Here is a 16,573-nt window from a genome sequence, read left to right as displayed (position 1 = left end):
AATATAATGCCGATCGCAGACCATAAACGCCATAATCCACCTTTTGATGCCAACGACGGAGAACGGAACCGTGGGTCCCGGGGGCATTGCGTCAAGGAAAGGATCATGTAAAAACATGAACTCGACAATTAACTAATGCTTTATGTTTGGTTAAGGCTAGCCTTATGATCTCCACGGAGGATCTGACCTTCTTCGCCATGATCGCCGCTTCCCCGTCTTTAGCGGAGGCTGCGCGGCGCCTGAATGTCACCGCGCCCGCGGTAACCCAGCGGCTGCGCGCGTTGGAACTGCGCGTCGGAGTCAATCTGGTCGACCGCACCTCACGCGGACTGAATCTCACCGACGAGGGCGAACTCCTGGCATCGGAGGGGCGCACGATCATTGAAGCGATGGATGACCTTTCCGAACGCCTCGCCCGACGGACGACGCAAGTCCGGGGGCATCTACGGATCGCCGCTCCTCACGGTTTCGGGCGGCGATATATCGCCCCCATTGTCCAGGAATTCGCACAGTGCCATCCGGCCGCTGCCGTCACCCTTGAACTGTCGGACAGCCCGATACGTCAGATGTCGGAAAGCTGGGACATCGTCGTCCATATCGGCGCCTTGCCGGAAAGTGACCGGCTGGTGACGACTCTGGCCCCCAATCGCCGCCTTCTTTGCGCGGCACCGGACTATCTGGCCAGCCATCCACCCATTGAAAGGCCGGAGGATCTTGCCCTGCATCGCTGTCTGGCCCTGCGGGAAAATAATGAAGATGTAACGCTGTGGCGTTTTACGCACCCGACGCGGGGCGGTGCGACGGTAAGGATCAACCCAACCATGTCGACCAACGATGGCGAGGTTATTCGCGACTGGGCGCTTTCAGGGGCAGGCATCATCGTGAGAAGCGAATGGGACGTGGCCAGGGACCTTGCTACTGAAAAGTTGCATCGGCTTCTACCGCAATGGTCCCTGCCGTCAGCCGATGTGGTAGCGCTGGTGCACGCGCGCCGGGGCCGCAGCAGCCGCGCCAACGTATTTCTTCAATCGCTTCGGGAAGCACTGGCCTCGCCACCTTGGCTGCACTCCACAGCACAAAACGGAAATGGTTCAGGATGAGCATGCAGTGCAGGATTTCCACGCCCGTCCGTCATCGAAACAAATGGGACATCGGGTTGGTGTTGTGAACGGAGGTTCTGGCCCGTTGCGGAATGATGTTAAGCGGTCTGGCGTTGGTGGCACAAGCGCCTGTGCTGGATGGTTCGCTTCTTGATTTTGGCATGCGGTTCCAACATAGCGGTTCCCCGGCCGAAATAGACATCGGCTGGCGTCAGGTTTCCGATGCTTTCATGGTAACGGCGGTGGTTGTAGTGATCGACGAAGGCCTGGATATTGGCCTCCAGGTTGCCGGGCAGGAAGTAGTTTTCCAGCAGGATGCGGTTCTTCAAGGTCTGATGCCGACGTTCGATTTTGCCATAGATGTCAATCGGCATTGAAATTTCGACGCCTATACAGGGTCAACCTTCAATGCCGATTGACACTCCGCCAAACTCGGAGCGGTTCAGTTGCAGGTAGCGCAGCACGAGGATGGCCGAGTATGATTCTCTCTTCGTCCATGCAGGGCACAGCTGTCGACAAAATGGTCAGCACCTTGCAGGGAAAAAGACCCTGTATCCTTGAATAGGAGAGCCTGTGACCGGATGTGTGTCGATCATTTATTTTAATTTATTCCAAATATTCTATAGTAACGCAAAGTGATAACTAATAATTTCTTGGTAAATTATTAAATCCATTCAGAAAGACTCCCGTTACCTGGTCAGCATGGGCTTTCATGGCTTCTTCAGACGGTATGGGATCGCCGAATATCATGACCCGTTGCCATTTCCCCAGGGCCATGACCACGAAATGGGCGGCCAGTTCGCTGGCATCGTCGCCATTGACCCCATTGTCGCGCAATATCCTGGCCACCGGCCCCACCTGATAGCGGTAGAACTGAACACGCGCCATTTCCTGAAGTTCCCGGAATGCCAATCCCTCGCGATAGATCAGCCGGGCCATCTGCATGTTCAGGTCCCTGAACAGCTGGATCTGCATTTTCAACACAAACCCGCTCAGGCGGCCCTGTATATCCCCGGAATTATCGATTACCTGAGGCTCTATTTCCTCCGATATCCGGTCCAGGCAAGCACCGAACAAAGCAATCTTGTCAGGATAGTGATTGTAGACAGTCCGCGTGGAAACCTTGGCCCGTTCCGCGATGACACGTACGGAGGCGCCATGGAAACCCGTATTCACGAACTCCTGTAACGCCGTGTCCAATAGCATCTGAAGTTTTTGTTCCGCTTCCTCAGCGCTGGGCCGTCCCGCCCGGCGGGTCTTCTTTGTCTGGCCGTCCATGCTGCTCTGTCCCCGCCCCACCCGCATCTGATGCACCCTCGATGCCATCTGTCGGCCTGAATTTCCACATTGACTAATTACAACGATAGCTGTAATTAAATCCCATCAACAATGAAAATCGAATAACTTCACGGGAGGCATGAATGCCGGATACCCTGACCACGTCCGACACGCTGGACCGGGCGATTGATGCGCTGGATCCTGTCGTCGCCTTGCTGTCCCTGATCCAGATCACCGGCGACCGCACGCTGCTGGCCAAGTACGGCCCCGCCCTGGAAGGCACGCAGCACCAGTTGAAGGAGGCTTTCGTCGCCTTCAATCAAGCCCCGCCGCCCAGCGCCGCGTCGCTGGAGGTGGCCGGCCAAGTGCGCGACCTGTTGCGCACCGCCGTCAAATCCGGCCGGCCTTCCATCCTGCCACATCTCGACCGCCCGCTGTTCCGGCAGATGGCGCGGCTGGCGCTGGGGCTGGACCTGCCGGAAATGTCGATCGAACCGGCCTTCCAGCATGGCGGCTTCACCGCCGACACCCGCGTGCGCCAGCCGCAACGCACCCCGCCCGCCGGTTTCAAGGTGCTGGTCGTCGGTGCCGGCATGATGGGCATCAATGCCGCCGTGAAGCTGCAGCAGGCCGGTTTCGATTATCAGGTGATCGAGCGGCTGCACGATGTTGGCGGCAATTGGCTGGAGAACACCTATCCGGGCGCTGCCGTGGATACGCCCAGCCGGGTCTATTCCTTCTCGTTCGAGCCCAACGCCTCCTGGACGAAATATTACCCCAATGGCCCGGAATTCCTCTCATATCTCGGCCGTGTAACGGACAAGTACGGGCTGCGGGAACGGATCGATTTCAACACCAAGGTAGAGGGTGCCCTCTGGGACGAAGCTACCAAGCTGTGGCGGGTCGAGGCGGTCCGCGACGGACAGAAGGTCACCTATAGCGGCAATATCCTGATCATGGCCGTGGGGCCAAACAATGCCCCCAACTTCCCCAAGGTCGACAATCTCGACCGGTTCAAGGGCAAGGTGATCCATTCGGCGCAGTGGGATTATTCGGCCGACCTGACGGGCAAGAAGGTGGTGCTGATCGGCACCGGCTGTTCCGGCGTCCAGGTCGCCACGGCCCTGGCCGATACGGTCGGGGACATGACCATCGTCCAGCGCCAGCCTGAACATGTCATCCCCAACCCCGCCGCCCATGACCCGGTCGATGATCTGGAACGCTGGGCGATGGAGAATATTCCCTTCGTGGTGCAGTGGAAGCGCCTGCAGAGCCTGTCCAGCTCGCTTCAGGACATGCATGGCATGGTCATGAAGGACGAGGAATATGCCAAGCAGACCGGCGGCTTCGGTCCCATCAATGACGGCATCCGCATGATGTGCGATGGCTATCTGAAAAGCCATTTCCCCGATGACCCGGAAATGGTCAAGCTGCTGACCCCGCCCTATCCGGTCTTCGCCAAGCGGCCGATCCTGGATTGCGGCTTCTTCGACACGCTGAAGAAGCCTAATGTCCACATCGTCCGGGGCGAATTGACGGCCGCCGACGAGAATGGCGTGATCCTGGCAGACGGCACCCACCTGCCCTGCGACGCGCTGCTGCTGTCCACCGGCTACAAGCTGCATTTCGGGCGGCAATTCGCCATCACCGGCCGAAATGGCCGGACCTTGAAGGAAACGTTCGAGCCCTACCCCTTCTCCTATGAAGGGCTTTTGGTGCCGGGCTTCCCGAACTTCGTGCTGATGGGCGGCCCCTACAGCTTTCTGGTCGCCAACCATGCCGTGGTCAGCGAGCAGCAGGTCCATTACATCCTGGAAATGCTGCAATGGATGGTCGATGCACAGTTGGACAGCATCGATGTCAGCGAGCAGGCGACCCAAGCCTTCGTCGAGGAAATGGACAGCGAACTGTCCAAGACGGCCTGGGTCAATTGCGGCAATGCCCATGGCTATTACCGTGACCAGGGCAAGAAGGTCATTCTGGCCGTCCCCCGCCACAATTCCCACATCTGGCACGTGCTGCGCAGCCCTCGGACGCAGGATTTCAACACCACCGTCCGGCCCGATGCCGAACCGGCGCACATGCCCGAGATGAAGCTGCTGACCATCTGAAGACGGCACGGCGCATAAAATTCCAGGGAGGAACCCATGACGAACACCATTCCGCACGCGGCCACCAGCGACGCCCATTTCAGCTTCTGCAAGATCATCGTGCATGATCTGGACGGGCTGGGCCGCTTCTATCAGACGGTTTTCGGGCTGGTGGAGATGTACCGGGTGGACGCCGACATCGCCGGCCGCCCAATCAGCGAGATCACCTATCTGCCCACATATCCCAATGGCGGGTCGCTGACCCTGCTGAAGTTCAACGATGCGACCGGGCCGGCGCGCGGGGAATCCATTGCGGGCTTCACCACGACGGATATCCAGGCCCTGGTCGATCGCGTGGTCGCGGCCGGCGGCAGGATCGCCGATCCGATCCGATCCATGCCCGAACACAAGCTGCGCGTCGCCTTCATCGAGGACCCGGAAGGGCACCTGACCGAAGTGGTGCAGATGGACGCCTGACCGGCGTCCATCTGCCCATACGACCACCAAGAGATCGACACGACCCTGCCCGCCCCGACCGCCGGGGCGGGAACGGGATGCTGTTGCCCGAACCCTGGCCACCGCTACCAGCCCCCGTGGAGCCCCCGCCATGACCCGTGAACTTGCCGAGCAGTTCCGCCCCGTCGCCCCGCCGCAGATCATCGAAGACGCCTATACGGCCGACCAGCATCGCCGCCTGTTGCAGATCGTGCACGACAACGGCCCCTGGCCGCTGATCCTGGCGGAGAATTTCAAGACGCCGGAGGAAGTGATCGCCGCCACGTCCGGCACCATCCCGGAAGGGGTGGAACTGACCTGGGACATGATCATGAACCCGGTGTTCCGGGGTTATCTGGCCCGCGCCGGAGTCTGCTTCCATCCTGAACTTGAGGATTGCTACTACAATTCCCGCTTCCTTGAACTGGTCCGGAATTATTGGGACTGCCGCTATGCGGAGCCGGAGACGTTCCTGTTCAATATCCAGGGACCGACCCCTATCGGCGGGCCGCCGCATCTGGACGGCACCGTGTTCCGTGGCATGACCATGGAAAACACGCCGCTGTGGCTGCTGCTGACCATGAACAAGTCGTGCCTGTTCAAGCATTGGCAGGCCAAGAAGGGCCAGATCATCGCCTGGTACTACAAGGGTCGGATCGGCGGCGGCTTCAATTGCTGGCCCGACGGTCCCAGCGGGGCGCCGGTTTCGATCAACGGCCCGTTGTGGGGCCGCGCGGTGGTGGTGGAGAACGAACGCATGTTCCATCATGGCCAGGCCTGCGGCCCGGTCGCCCAACGCAAGCCGAAGGGACTGGACATCACGTCAACCTTCGGAGCCGATCCCGATGATCCGACCGGCTGGCAGATCGAAACCTTCGGCAAGGTGAACCAGAAGGTGCCAGAAGCGGACATGCGCTTCCTGGTCCATTGGGGCGCCAAGCTCTACAAGGATTTCGACGAATTGAAGGTCGCCTACGACCATACCGACGACATCACCGCCGATAAGGCGCTGAACATCCTGGTGGATGACATGCGCAGGCGCGGCGTCGCCTTCGAGATGCCGACCGATCCGATGAACGACCGCAAATTCATAGGCTTGGTCAGTCAGGTCTACGACATTGGCGGGCCGACCAATATCCCACCCGACGCCATCGACGAGCCGGCAGCCGCCTGACCATGCCCGAATGACGCAAGCCAGGAGGAAACGATGAGAAACGATATCGGCAGCGAGGCCTATCTGCGCATGCTGCGCATCCGTGGCTTCGAAGAGGCGGTGACCGGTCTGATCACTGAGGGCAGCGTACCCGGCGCCTGCCATTCCAGTGCAGGTCAGGAGGCAGCGATCGTCGGCGCCTGCATGGCGCTGCGCCTGGATGATTATATGTCTGGCACCCACCGTTCACACGGCCACCCCATTGGCAAGGGTGCCGACCTGAAGCCGCTGATGGCCGAAATCCTGGGCAAGGCCACGGGCATCTGCAAGGGGCGCGGCGGGTCGATGCACCTGACCGACAAATCCGTGGGCAGCATCGGGGAATCCGCCATCGTCGGTGGCGGCATCCCCCTGGCGACTGGTGCAGCGCTTAGCGCCCAGGTGCGCGGTACCGACCAGGTGGCGCTGACCTTCTTCGGCGACGGCGCCGTGAACGAAGGCGTGTTCCATGAATCCCTGAACATGGCCTCCATCTGGAAGCTGCCGGTGATCTTCTTCTGCGAAAATAACGGCTACGCCGCCGTGACATCCGCGACGAAGACCCATGGTCAGCCCGATGTGGCCCGCCGCGCCGACGGCTATGGCCTGCCCGGCATCATCGTTGATGGCCAGGATTTCGATGCGGTTTATGCCGCCACAGTCGAAGCCGTGGCACGGGCGCGGAGGGGTGACGGTCCGACCTTGATCGAAGCGAAGACCTATCGCTTCGACGAGCATTGCGTCGGCCTGTTCATCAACGGCAACTACCGCCCGGCCGAGGAAATCGCGCATTTCAGGAATGAGCGCGATCCGTTGCGCCTGCTGCGGGCCCGGCTGGTGGAGAACGGTGTTCCAACCGACGCGCTGACTGAGATCGAGGCCCGTGCCGCCGCCGCCGTGGAAGAGGCCGTGTCCTTCGCCAAGGACAGCCCCTATCCCGAACCGGAAGAGGCGTTCGACCTTGTCCACGCCAATGCCATTCCCATCCGCCGGTAACGGGGACGACAGATCATGAGTGACGTGAAGACCAAGCGGATGACCTATCTCGACGCGCTGGGCCTGGCGCAGCGCGAGGAATTGGAGGGGAGTTCCGACACCATCATCATCGGCGAGGATATCTCGCTCTACGCAGCCGGCGGTGCCTATGGCAATACCGACGCCAAACGCATCCGCAGCGCGCCGATTTCCGAATGCGGCTTCGTCGGCATGGCGGTGGGCGCGGCCATCACCGGCCTGCGCCCCATCGTTGACCTGACCATCGCCAATTTCGTCTATCTGGCCGCCGATCCGATCATCAACCAGGCAGCACGCCTGCGCTATATGACGGGTGGGCAGTTCAAGGTGCCGCTGACCGTGCGTGCCTCCATGTGGCACAGTCAGGCCAACGCCGCCCAGCATTCCGACCGGCCCTATCCGATGTTCATGAACATTCCGGGTCTGAAGATCGTCGTGCCGGCCACGCCCAGCGATGCCAAAGGCCTGCTGAAGGCCGCCATCCGCGACGACGATCCTGTGCTGGTGTTCGAGGATAATGACCTGTGGGGCATGCGGGAGGAGGTGCCGCTGGACACCGATTTCGTGGTGCCCATCGGCAAGGCCGCCGTGCGCCGCAACGGCACGGATGTCAGCATCATCTCCGTCGCCGGCTGCCTGCGCCATTGCCTGAAGGCGGCCGACGAGTTGGCGGCCGACGGGATCAGCGCCGAAATCATCGACCTGCGCACCCTGCTGCCGCTGGATAACGAGGCGATCCTGAATACCGTCGGCCGGACCGGGCGGGTGGTGATCGTCGATTACGCGCACCGCACCTGCGGTGCCGCCGCCGAGATTGCGGCCATCATCGCGGAGGACGGGTTCGATCTGCTGAAAAAGCCGATCCGCCGGGTGGTGACGCCCGATATCCCCATCCCGTTCAGCCCCCCGATGGAAAAGCCGCTCTACCCGAGCAAGGACAGCATCATCGCAGCGGTTCGGCAATTGATGTGAGACCGCCGACCGGTGGCGCTTGAGGCAAACAACCGACAGGAAAGAAGACCATGCGCGTCAAGGTCGTGATGCCCAAATGGGGCACGGGCATGAATGAGGGCACCATCCTGAAATGGCTGAAGGCCGTGGGAGACCGGGTTGAGGCCGGGGAGCCGCTGGTGGAGATCGAAACCGCGAAATCCACGCAGGAACTAGAGGCGCCGGCCACCGGCATCCTGACCCAGATCCTGCTGGCGGAGGGGACGGAAGCCGAAGTCCGCACCCCTATCGCGGTCATCGAAACCACTTGAGGGAAATCCGGACATGAGCGTTGAGAAGAACGGCACCGGCCCCGACATCACCGGCAGGATTGCCCTGGTGACGGGCGCCAGCCGGGGCATCGGCCGGGCCATCGCCCAGCGGCTGGCCTCTGCCGGTGCCATTGTCTATGTCACCGCCCGTTCCCTGGACCGGGAAGTCGGCGATAACAGGCGTGCGGCACGCAAGATCATCCCCGGCACCCTGGCGGAGACGGTGGACCTGATCGAAAGGGCCGGCGGCCGGGCCGTCGCCATCGCGGCGGACCTGGAGAACATTCAGGAATGCGACGGGCTGGTTGATCGGGTGGTTGCAGTGGCGGGCGGGCTGGACATTCTGGTCAACAATGCCGGCTTCTGCGATTTCATCAATGTCGAGCAGATGTCGAACAGCGTGTTCGACAGGACCATGAACCATTATGTACGGGTGCCGTTCGCCCTGTCGCGCGCCGCCGTTCCGGCTATGCGCCAACGGGGTGCCGGCTGGATCACCAACATCACCTCGGCCCAGGCGCTGCCGGTGACACGGCCGTTTCCCGACTATCTGGCCGTCAGCGGCGATGCCGTCTATTCAGCGGCCAAGGCGGCGGTCAACCGCCTGACCCAGGGGCTGGCGGCGGAATTGCTGACGGCCAACATTGCCGTCAATGCGGTGGGACCGTCCACCGCCATTCGCACGCCGGGGGCCGCCGACTATATCCCCGGCGATTACCCGACGGAGAATGTGGCCTATCTGGCGGAAACCGTGCTGGCGATGAGCCACCTTCCGGCCCAGACTCGGACGGGCCTGATCGCGCACAGCATGCATTTCCCCTGGCATCACGACATCCCGGTTCACAGCCTGGATGGCCGCACCCTGCTGCCCCGCACGGCCCCGCCCTCCTGGTCCAGCCCGGCGATCAACCCGTCGGGAGAGTGATGGATCTGACGAAAACCTACCCGCGCGTTACCATCCAAGTTTGTGGCTGATGGCACGCGCGGTATCCTTCACCGGTTCCACCAGTTCCCACATGCGCTCGTCATTCATATACTGGGCGGCGCTGGACAGGCTTATGGCGGCGACGATCCGCCCATTGGCCCCGCGGATCGGAGCCGCGACGCAGCGGACCCGGTCCTCATTCTCTTCCAGATCGAAGGCATACCCGGCCTCAGCATAGACATGCATTCGTTGTTCCCAGGCAGCCCAGTCTCCTGCAACACCGTATCTCGCCTCGAAGAATGCGCGCCAGCGAATCGGTCGCTCTTCCAGGATCAGCGCCTTGCCCAGACCGGTTGAGGCGATGGGATGACGTTCGCCAACGCGGGACCGGACTTCAACGCGCCGGCCGCCAGATATCTTGTCCAGATACAGAGCGCTGGTTCCATCCAGAACACCCAGATGCACCGTGTCTCCGGTGGTGACGGCCAGATCTTCGATGAAGGGCCGGGCGATACGCGGAATATCCATCTGCTGCTGGGCCAGGTATCCCAATTCGAGAAGTTTAGGGCCTAACTGGTATCCCTCACGCGGAGTCAGCAACAGATAGCCCCGGTCGACCAGTGCCGCAGCCAGACGGTGCGTCGTACTGCGGGTCAGGTCCAACTGCTCCGCCATCCTGACCAGACTGATCGCCCCTTCCGATACGGTTTCCAGGATATCAAGACCCCGTTGCAGCGTCTGGCTACCGCTAGGCGCGGACTTGGGGTCCACATTATCGGGGGGCGCCCTGTCGGTCATATATTTCAATGCCCGCTCCCGGCACCGGCCAGTGCGTTACCGGCACCGATAATAACCGTCGACAAAAGCAGTACGCCGATGCCCGCCCAGACGGTAGACCTTGTGCGGGCGCTGGCACCTGCCCATTCCTTCAGACCAAACCCCCACAGGGTTGAGAACAGGATGATGGAGGCCATGTGCAATGTCCAAGAGGAGAAGCCATAGGCCCCCATCTGGCTTTCACCCATCGTGTAAAAGAAGAACTGCAGGTACCAGAGCGTCCCGCCCAGTGCCGCCAGCAGGTAGTTGCGGCCCAGCGCAGGCCTGCTTCCGTCCTTGCGTCTGCCGATCAGTTCACCGGCACTGCCATTGCGCACGATCAACAGCCCGCACCACAGTGCGTTGGTGGTCAGACCACCGGCAAGACCCACGCAAAGAACCGGCAGACCCTGCCATAGCGGATCTGTCCCTGCAGCCAGCGTCAGATCACGGATTGGCTGCCCCGCTGCCAACCCGAAGGCAAAGCAACTGGACATCACGCCAGAGAAGGCGGCCACTGCCAAACCTTTGCGCAGATTGAACTCGGCCACGCCGGCGTCACCAGACCCGGCCAGTTCCCCTTCCTTGGCGCGGCCAGCCTTGGCCACCAGCATGATTCCACCGACAGTGACCAGAATGCCGAACAGCGTCGTGGCACCACCCCTGGTTCGGGCCAGATCGATCAGCGTACCGGCGAAGATCGGCGGGCCCAGCGTTCCGATGACTGTCGTCAGGCCCAATGCTACCGCCATGCCCAACGACAGTCCCAGATAACGCATGGTAAGGCCAAAAGTCAGACCGCCCAGACCCCACAGCGCCCCCCACAGCCAGCACCAGAACAACGTGATGGCCGGCGTCGCAGATAGAACGCTGGTCAGGGCGTTGGTCTGTATGCCCGCGAACAACCAGGGCGCCACGGCCCAGGAAAACAGACCACCGACAATCCAGAAAATCTCCCACGACCAGCGCTCGATCCGCTTGTAGGGCACATAAAAGCTTGCAGATGCCAGGCCGCCAAGCCAATGCAGCAGCAACCCGATAACCGGTGCCGGCATGAATCCCCCCGAAATGTTTGAAAGTCTCGGCCCCGCAGGGCCATGCGGGAAGGGATATCATTCCCCTCCCGCAGGCATTGCCCGTTACTTCGCCGACGGCAGCTTGGCGAATTCGGCGTCCAGGTCGGCCAGAACCTTGTCGGTAATTGCATCCGGAGAATAGGACTGGATGTCCTTCAGCGTCATCGCACGAGCCAGATCAACCTGGTCGCTGTTGGTCATGCCGGGAATGTGCTTGTCCAGCAGGGCGCGGCTGGCGGGGTCGTCCAGCAAAGTGCCGATTTCGGTAGCGGACGTGCTGTACCGGCCGGCAGCCGCCGCTACGGCGGGATCGGCCAGGGCCGGCGTTGCCAGGTTGAGGGCGGCCATGGACAGCCAGACGGAAAGCATGATCTTGGACATTGATTTTCTCTCCCCGGCCCGGTGGGGCCGCTGCAATTTGCTTCGTGTCCCGTCCCCGCGGATGACAGGCAGCCACCCATTGGCATGCCTTTTACAGGTCATTCGCAGGACGGCGTTTCCCTTTCGCCATATAGGGCAACCGTTCACACGGCGAAAGATGCAAGTTAGCGAGTAATCACATATGTTCACGGGACTGGACGATGACACCGCCATCGCCCGACCTCGGAATCAAATGTAAGTGCTCACTTAGTTTTAGTTTGACGCATCGAATTCCAATATGCAAGATGCCTTCTCACAAAACAGAACGTCAGCTAACGCTGAAAAGGGGAGGATCATGAAGTCCGCTTACAGAACAGCCATGCTTGCCGCCACCGCCATGGCCTCGGGTTTGGCCTCGATGGCTGCCGCCCAGACGCCGGCCACGCCCGCCGCACAAACCGAAATTCTGGCCGAAATCATCGTGACGGCGCAGAAGCGCGGCGAACGCCTGCAGGACGTGCCGAAATCCATCGACGTGGTCAGCGGCGCCACGGCGGAAAAGCTGGCCCTGACCAATTTCCGCGACATCCAGCAGCTGTCCCCCGGCCTCAGCCTGGAATCGAAGGAACCGTCGAACAATGCCATCACCCTGCGCGGGGTTGGCTTCGACCCGAATTCCGGCACCTCCTCCACCGTCGATGTCTATCTGAACGAGGTGCCGATCAACGCCCAGACGGCGTTCAAGGGCCTCTACGATGTCGGTCAGATCGAGGTTCTGCGCGGGCCGCAGGGTACGCTGCGCGGCCGCACGTCGCCGTCGGGCGCCATCACCGTCACGACGCGCCGTCCTGATCTCACCGCTGCCAGCGGCTTCATTCAGCAGACCGTGACCGATCAGGACGGCTACAATACCCAGGCCGCCATCGGTGCCCCGATCATCGAGGACAAGTTGGCCTTCCGCCTGGCCGGGCTGTTCGACAAGAATGACGGGCTGGGCGCAGAAAACCTGCGCAACGGTTCGGAGGACAAGGACAAGACGCGCAGCCTGCGCGCCAGCCTGGCCCTCGACCCGACGGACAACTTGTCCATCGGCCTGACGCACCAGTACCTGATCAACCAGACCGTGGCCAACCCGATTGCTTTCACAGCAGCGGGCCAGACGACAAATCCGATGCTGACGACGGACGACCGCAAATCCGTGACCAACGGACCGACGGAATACAGCTTCCGCAGCAACATCACCACCCTGACCGGCGATCTCTATCTGGACGAGATGCAGGTGAGCTATGTCGGCGGCTACCAGAAGATCTATAATGGCCGTGTGTCCGACTTGGCGCGTGGCGGCTCCATTCCTAACTACACGCAGATGCAGGATTTCCAGAACAACACGCGGCTAGTGACGCAGGAATTGCGCCTGTCCTCCAGCGACGACCCCTTCTGGAACTATATTTTCGGCGCCTACTACGACAACGCCAAGGTGCCGACAACGGTACACCAGAAGCAGGTGATCTTCGGGCTGGGCCCGGTGCCGGCGCCGCCGCCGGCCTTCGGCGTCATCGACATCAACATCGATATTCCGGGCAAGGTGGAAAATTATGCCGCCTTCACCGACCAGCGTTTCCAGATCACGCCGGATGATCTGTTCGAGGTCGGCCTGCGCTATCAGGAACAGAAGTTCAACCGTCGCTTCATCCAGACGCTGAGCGGCCCGGCGCTGGGCCCCTTCCCCATCGTGCAGGACGGCATCGCCCCCGCCAATCAGCGGGGCAAGTACAAGCAGGTGACCGGTTCTTCAAGCTGGAAGCATAATTTCAGCAAGGAGCTGATGGGCTATCTCAGCTACGGCCGTTCCTACCGCCCCGGCGGCGTGACCTCCACCACGGCGCAACTGGATGAGGATCTGCTGCTGTTCAAGCCGGAGAAGTCCGACAGCTACGAGGCGGGCCTGAAGGGCACGGTCTTCGACCAGCGCTTCACCTATACGATCGCCGTCTATCAGCAGAATTTCAACAATTACCAAGCCTATACGGGCAGCTACCTGTCGGTATCGACCCAGCGCAACGGTATCGTGGACAACAACCACGCCCCCACCTTCAACGCCGATGCCCGGGTGCGCGGCATTGAGGGTACATTGAGCGGGGAGTTGTTCGACGGGTTCCAGACCAGCCTGTCCGTCACCTACAATGACGCTCAGTTCAAGAACGCACTGGCGCCTTGCAATGACTATAATGGCGACGGCGTGCCAGACACGGTGGGCGCCCCCAGCGTGCCCGTCGGCCAGCAGATCGCCAGATGCCGCCTGTCGGGCCGGTTGAGCTCCCAGGCAAAGTGGGGGGTGAGTGCCAACCTTGAATATACCGCCGGCTTGTCCAGCAGCCATGAAGGCTTCATCCGCAGCCTGCTGAACTATGTGCCGAAGCGGACCGATCCGTTCCAGAACATCCGCTACAACGACCTGCTGAACAACAGCTTCTTCGTCGGGTTCCGCGATGTGGACCGGACCTATGAAGTGTCGCTGTTCGTGAAGAACATCGCCGACGTCTCCACCCTGACCACGCGTGGCGGTGCCCAGGTCGATTACAGCTTCTATAATAGCGGCTATGAGATCGGACAGCCGCAGCGTGCGCGGGAAATCGGCCTGATGGTCCGTTACGCATTCGACTGACCGATGGCGCATCCGGCCCTCCATCGTTCCGAGAAGGCGATGGAGGGTCCAATATCAAAACAATCAGGCAGTTTGAATAATCGGAGGAAAACCATGCGGGCAGCCCTGTGCGCCTTCACGTCGCTTCTGGCCATTGCAACCGGTGCAGCGAACGCCGCCGAATATCCGCCGGACGCCGATGCGAAGGCCCAGGCCGTGCTGGAACGGCTGACCCTGGAAGAGAAGATCAGCCTGCTGCACGGCCCCATGCCGCTGCTGATGCCCAAGGCAAAACGCCCGGAAGGGATCGCTATGGGGGCCGGCTACATCGCCGGCATTCCGCGTTTCGGTATTCCCTACCAGACGGCCAGTGACGCCAGCTTAGGCGTGGCGAACCTCAACAATGGCCGCCCAGGCGATGTCGCCACCGCCCTTCCCTCCGGCCTGACCCTTGCCTCGACCTGGGACCCCGCCCTTGTCCGGCGCGGCGGCGTCATGATCGGTTCAGAAGCCCGCGCCAAGGGCTTCAACGTCATGTTGGTCGGAGGCGTCAATCTGGTGCGCGACCCGCGTGCGGGTCGCAATTTTGAATATCTGGGCGAGGATCCGCTGTTGGCCGGCCGGCTGGTCGGTCACGCCATCGCCGGCGTGCAGTCCAACAACATCATCGCCACCATCAAGCATTTTGCGCTGAACAACCAGGAGACCGGCCGCAACGTGCTGTCGGTGACGATGGATGAGGCGCCGATGCGTGAAAGCGAGCTGCTGGCGTTTCAGATCGGCATGGAGATCGGCGACCCAGGCTCTGTCATGTGCGCCTATAACCGCGTCAACGCCATCTTCGCCTGCGAGAACCCCTTCCTGCTGAACGACGTGCTGCGGCGCGACTGGGGCTTCAAGGGTTATGTCATGTCCGACTGGGGTGCGGTGCATTCTACCGAGGCTCTGGTCCACGGGCTGGACCAGCAGTCGGGTGAACAGTTGGACGGCAAGAAATATTTCTCCGACCTGTTGGAAAAGTCGCTGGCCGCCGGCACCATCCCCGTATCAGCCGTGGACACCGCCGCCCGCCGCATTCTGCGCACCCTGTTTGCCCATGGCGTCATCGACAATCCCGTTACCCTGGGCAGCGCCATCGATTACACCGCCAATGCCAAAATCGCCCAGAAAGCGGCAGAGGCGGGAATCGTCCTGCTGCGTAACGAGAATAAACTTCTGCCCCTGTCCGGGGATGTGAAGCGTGTCGTGGTTATCGGCGGCAATGCCGACATCGGCGTGCTGGCCGGCGGCGGTTCCAGTCAGGTAATTTCGGTTGGCGGGCTGGCCAAGGAGGTCTCCGTCAAGGGCTCCTTCGCCAAGCGAACCTATCATTCCTCCTCGCCCCTGGCCGCCCTGAAAGCGGGCCTGCCGGGAGCCGAGGTAACCTACCTGGACGGCAGCGACCCGCAGGCGGCAGCCAAAGCCGCCGCCCAGGCCGACATCACCATCGTCTTTGCCGAAAAATGGGCCACGGAATCCGTGGATCAGCAGGACCTGACCTTGGGCGATGGGCAGGATGCGCTGATCACCGCTGTCGCGGAGGTCAATCGTCACACCATCGTTGTGCTGGAAACCGGCAATGCCGTCACCATGCCCTGGCAGGATAAAGTCGGGGCCGTGCTGGTCGCATGGTATCCCGGTCAGCGCGGCGGGGAAGCCATCGCCAATGTGCTGACCGGTGCCGTCAACCCGTCGGGCCGCCTGCCCGTCACCTTCCCGGCCTCGGTCGACCAGTTGCCCCTGCCGGTGCTGCCCGGATCCGACGCCCCGCCAGCCGACAAGGAGACCCGGTCGGTCTATGGGCTGCAGGCCAATCTGAAGCCGTTCGAGTATGAAAATCCGGAAGGGTCGGATGGCGGTTACCGCTGGTTCGCGCGGAAGGGCCATCAGCCGCTCTACGCCTTCGGCTACGGCTTGTCCTACACGAGTTTCGGTTACAGCGGGCTGGTGCTGGAAGGCGGGAACAGCTTGCGCGTGCGCTTCACCGTCACCAACAGCGGCGACCGCGACGGGGCCGACGTACCCCAGGTCTATGTCTCCCGTCCCGGTAAGGCCAAGCGCCTGATCGGCTGGGACAAGCCTTTCCTCAAACCCGGTGAAAGCCGGGAAGTGGTGGTGGAGGCTGATCCCCGGATCGTCGGTGACTTCGACGCCAACGCACAGCGCTGGGTCGTCCCCGCCGGATCATACACGGTGGAAGTGGGCCGCTCGGCCATCGATACGGTGCTGACCGGTACCGTCGATCTGGCGAAGACCACGCGCAAGCCCTGATCCGAACCGGA

14 protein-coding genes and 1 pseudogene are annotated in these 16,573 nt (G+C 61.6%); 10 read left to right on the top strand and 5 right to left on the bottom strand.

Annotated features, from left to right (window positions below):
* The first annotated feature begins 164 nt into the window (after positions 1 to 164).
* Entirely contained in the window at positions 165 to 1,100 is a 936-nt protein-coding gene (locus AC1Q7F_RS27215; protein ID WP_492511697.1) for a LysR family transcriptional regulator, read from the top strand.
* Positions 1,101 to 1,198: 98 nt separating this feature from the next.
* Here AC1Q7F_RS27215 and AC1Q7F_RS27210 read toward each other — a convergent pair.
* Together AC1Q7F_RS27210 and AC1Q7F_RS27205 are read right to left on the bottom strand one after the other, a co-directional pair.
* Positions 1,199 to 1,456, bottom strand: a pseudogene (locus tag AC1Q7F_RS27210) (integrase core domain-containing protein); the annotation flags it as partial.
* Positions 1,457 to 1,742: 286 nt separating this feature from the next.
* Positions 1,743 to 2,378, bottom strand: coding sequence for a TetR/AcrR family transcriptional regulator (locus AC1Q7F_RS27205; protein WP_492511696.1), 636 nt, complete (start codon positions 2,376 to 2,378; stop codon positions 1,743 to 1,745).
* A 143-nt stretch (positions 2,379 to 2,521) separates the two neighbouring features.
* Here AC1Q7F_RS27205 and AC1Q7F_RS27200 point away from each other — a divergent pair, with 143 nt between their 5' ends.
* From AC1Q7F_RS27200 to AC1Q7F_RS27170, 7 genes are all read left to right on the top strand, one after another.
* On the top strand, positions 2,522 to 4,489 hold the full coding sequence (locus tag AC1Q7F_RS27200; protein ID WP_492511695.1) for a flavin-containing monooxygenase: 1,968 nt from the start codon (positions 2,522 to 2,524) through the stop codon (positions 4,487 to 4,489).
* A gap of 36 nt (positions 4,490 to 4,525) precedes the next feature.
* Positions 4,526 to 4,945: a VOC family protein gene (locus tag AC1Q7F_RS27195; protein ID WP_492511694.1), complete on the top strand. Its 420-nt coding sequence runs from the start codon at positions 4,526 to 4,528 to the stop codon at positions 4,943 to 4,945.
* Between the two features lie 130 nt (positions 4,946 to 5,075).
* Positions 5,076 to 6,137 carry a hypothetical protein gene (locus AC1Q7F_RS27190; protein WP_492511693.1) on the top strand — a complete coding sequence of 354 codons (1,062 nt, stop codon included), beginning with the start codon at positions 5,076 to 5,078 and terminating at the stop codon, positions 6,135 to 6,137.
* 33 nt (positions 6,138 to 6,170) lie between these two features.
* Complete coding sequence (locus tag AC1Q7F_RS27185) at positions 6,171 to 7,151, top strand: thiamine pyrophosphate-dependent dehydrogenase E1 component subunit alpha (protein ID WP_492511692.1); 981 nt, start codon at positions 6,171 to 6,173, stop codon at positions 7,149 to 7,151.
* 15 nt (positions 7,152 to 7,166) lie between these two features.
* The gene (locus tag AC1Q7F_RS27180) at positions 7,167 to 8,141 is read left to right on the top strand and encodes an alpha-ketoacid dehydrogenase subunit beta (protein WP_492511691.1); all 975 of its coding nucleotides are present in this window, start codon (positions 7,167 to 7,169) and stop codon (positions 8,139 to 8,141) included.
* A gap of 50 nt (positions 8,142 to 8,191) precedes the next feature.
* The gene (locus AC1Q7F_RS27175) at positions 8,192 to 8,431 is read left to right on the top strand and encodes a biotin/lipoyl-containing protein (RefSeq protein WP_488947298.1); all 240 of its coding nucleotides are present in this window, start codon (positions 8,192 to 8,194) and stop codon (positions 8,429 to 8,431) included.
* Between the two features lie 13 nt (positions 8,432 to 8,444).
* Positions 8,445 to 9,356 carry an SDR family NAD(P)-dependent oxidoreductase gene (locus AC1Q7F_RS27170; protein ID WP_492511690.1) on the top strand — a complete coding sequence of 304 codons (912 nt, stop codon included), beginning with the start codon at positions 8,445 to 8,447 and terminating at the stop codon, positions 9,354 to 9,356.
* Between the two features lie 27 nt (positions 9,357 to 9,383).
* On the opposite strand, the gene AC1Q7F_RS27165 is transcribed toward AC1Q7F_RS27170, so the two are convergent.
* The 3 genes from AC1Q7F_RS27165 to AC1Q7F_RS27155 form a co-directional block, all read right to left on the bottom strand.
* The gene (locus AC1Q7F_RS27165) at positions 9,384 to 10,154 is read right to left on the bottom strand and encodes an IclR family transcriptional regulator (protein WP_492511736.1); all 771 of its coding nucleotides are present in this window, start codon (positions 10,152 to 10,154) and stop codon (positions 9,384 to 9,386) included.
* Positions 10,155 to 10,159: 5 nt separating this feature from the next.
* Positions 10,160 to 11,227 (bottom strand): L-rhamnose/proton symporter RhaT, encoded by a 1,068-nt coding sequence (rhaT, locus tag AC1Q7F_RS27160; protein WP_492511689.1) that lies wholly within the window; start codon positions 11,225 to 11,227, stop codon positions 10,160 to 10,162.
* Positions 11,228 to 11,311: 84 nt separating this feature from the next.
* The gene (locus AC1Q7F_RS27155; RefSeq protein WP_492511688.1) at positions 11,312 to 11,629 is read right to left on the bottom strand and encodes a hypothetical protein; all 318 of its coding nucleotides are present in this window, start codon (positions 11,627 to 11,629) and stop codon (positions 11,312 to 11,314) included.
* Positions 11,630 to 11,963: 334 nt separating this feature from the next.
* Between AC1Q7F_RS27155 and AC1Q7F_RS27150 the strand changes: the two genes are divergently transcribed.
* Positions 11,964 to 14,273 (top strand): TonB-dependent receptor, encoded by a 2,310-nt coding sequence (locus tag AC1Q7F_RS27150; RefSeq protein WP_492511687.1) that lies wholly within the window; start codon positions 11,964 to 11,966, stop codon positions 14,271 to 14,273.
* A 93-nt stretch (positions 14,274 to 14,366) separates the two neighbouring features.
* A complete protein-coding gene (locus tag AC1Q7F_RS27145) occupies positions 14,367 to 16,562 on the top strand; it encodes a glycoside hydrolase family 3 C-terminal domain-containing protein (RefSeq protein WP_492511686.1) in 2,196 nt (731 codons plus the stop codon).
* The last annotated feature ends 11 nt before the right edge of the window (positions 16,563 to 16,573 follow it).

Source organism: Niveispirillum sp. GW835-FHT14G11 (genome assembly GCF_058793615.1).
Note: the sequence above shows the minus strand (reverse complement) of the source record. Positions and strands in the feature narration are given on the sequence as shown.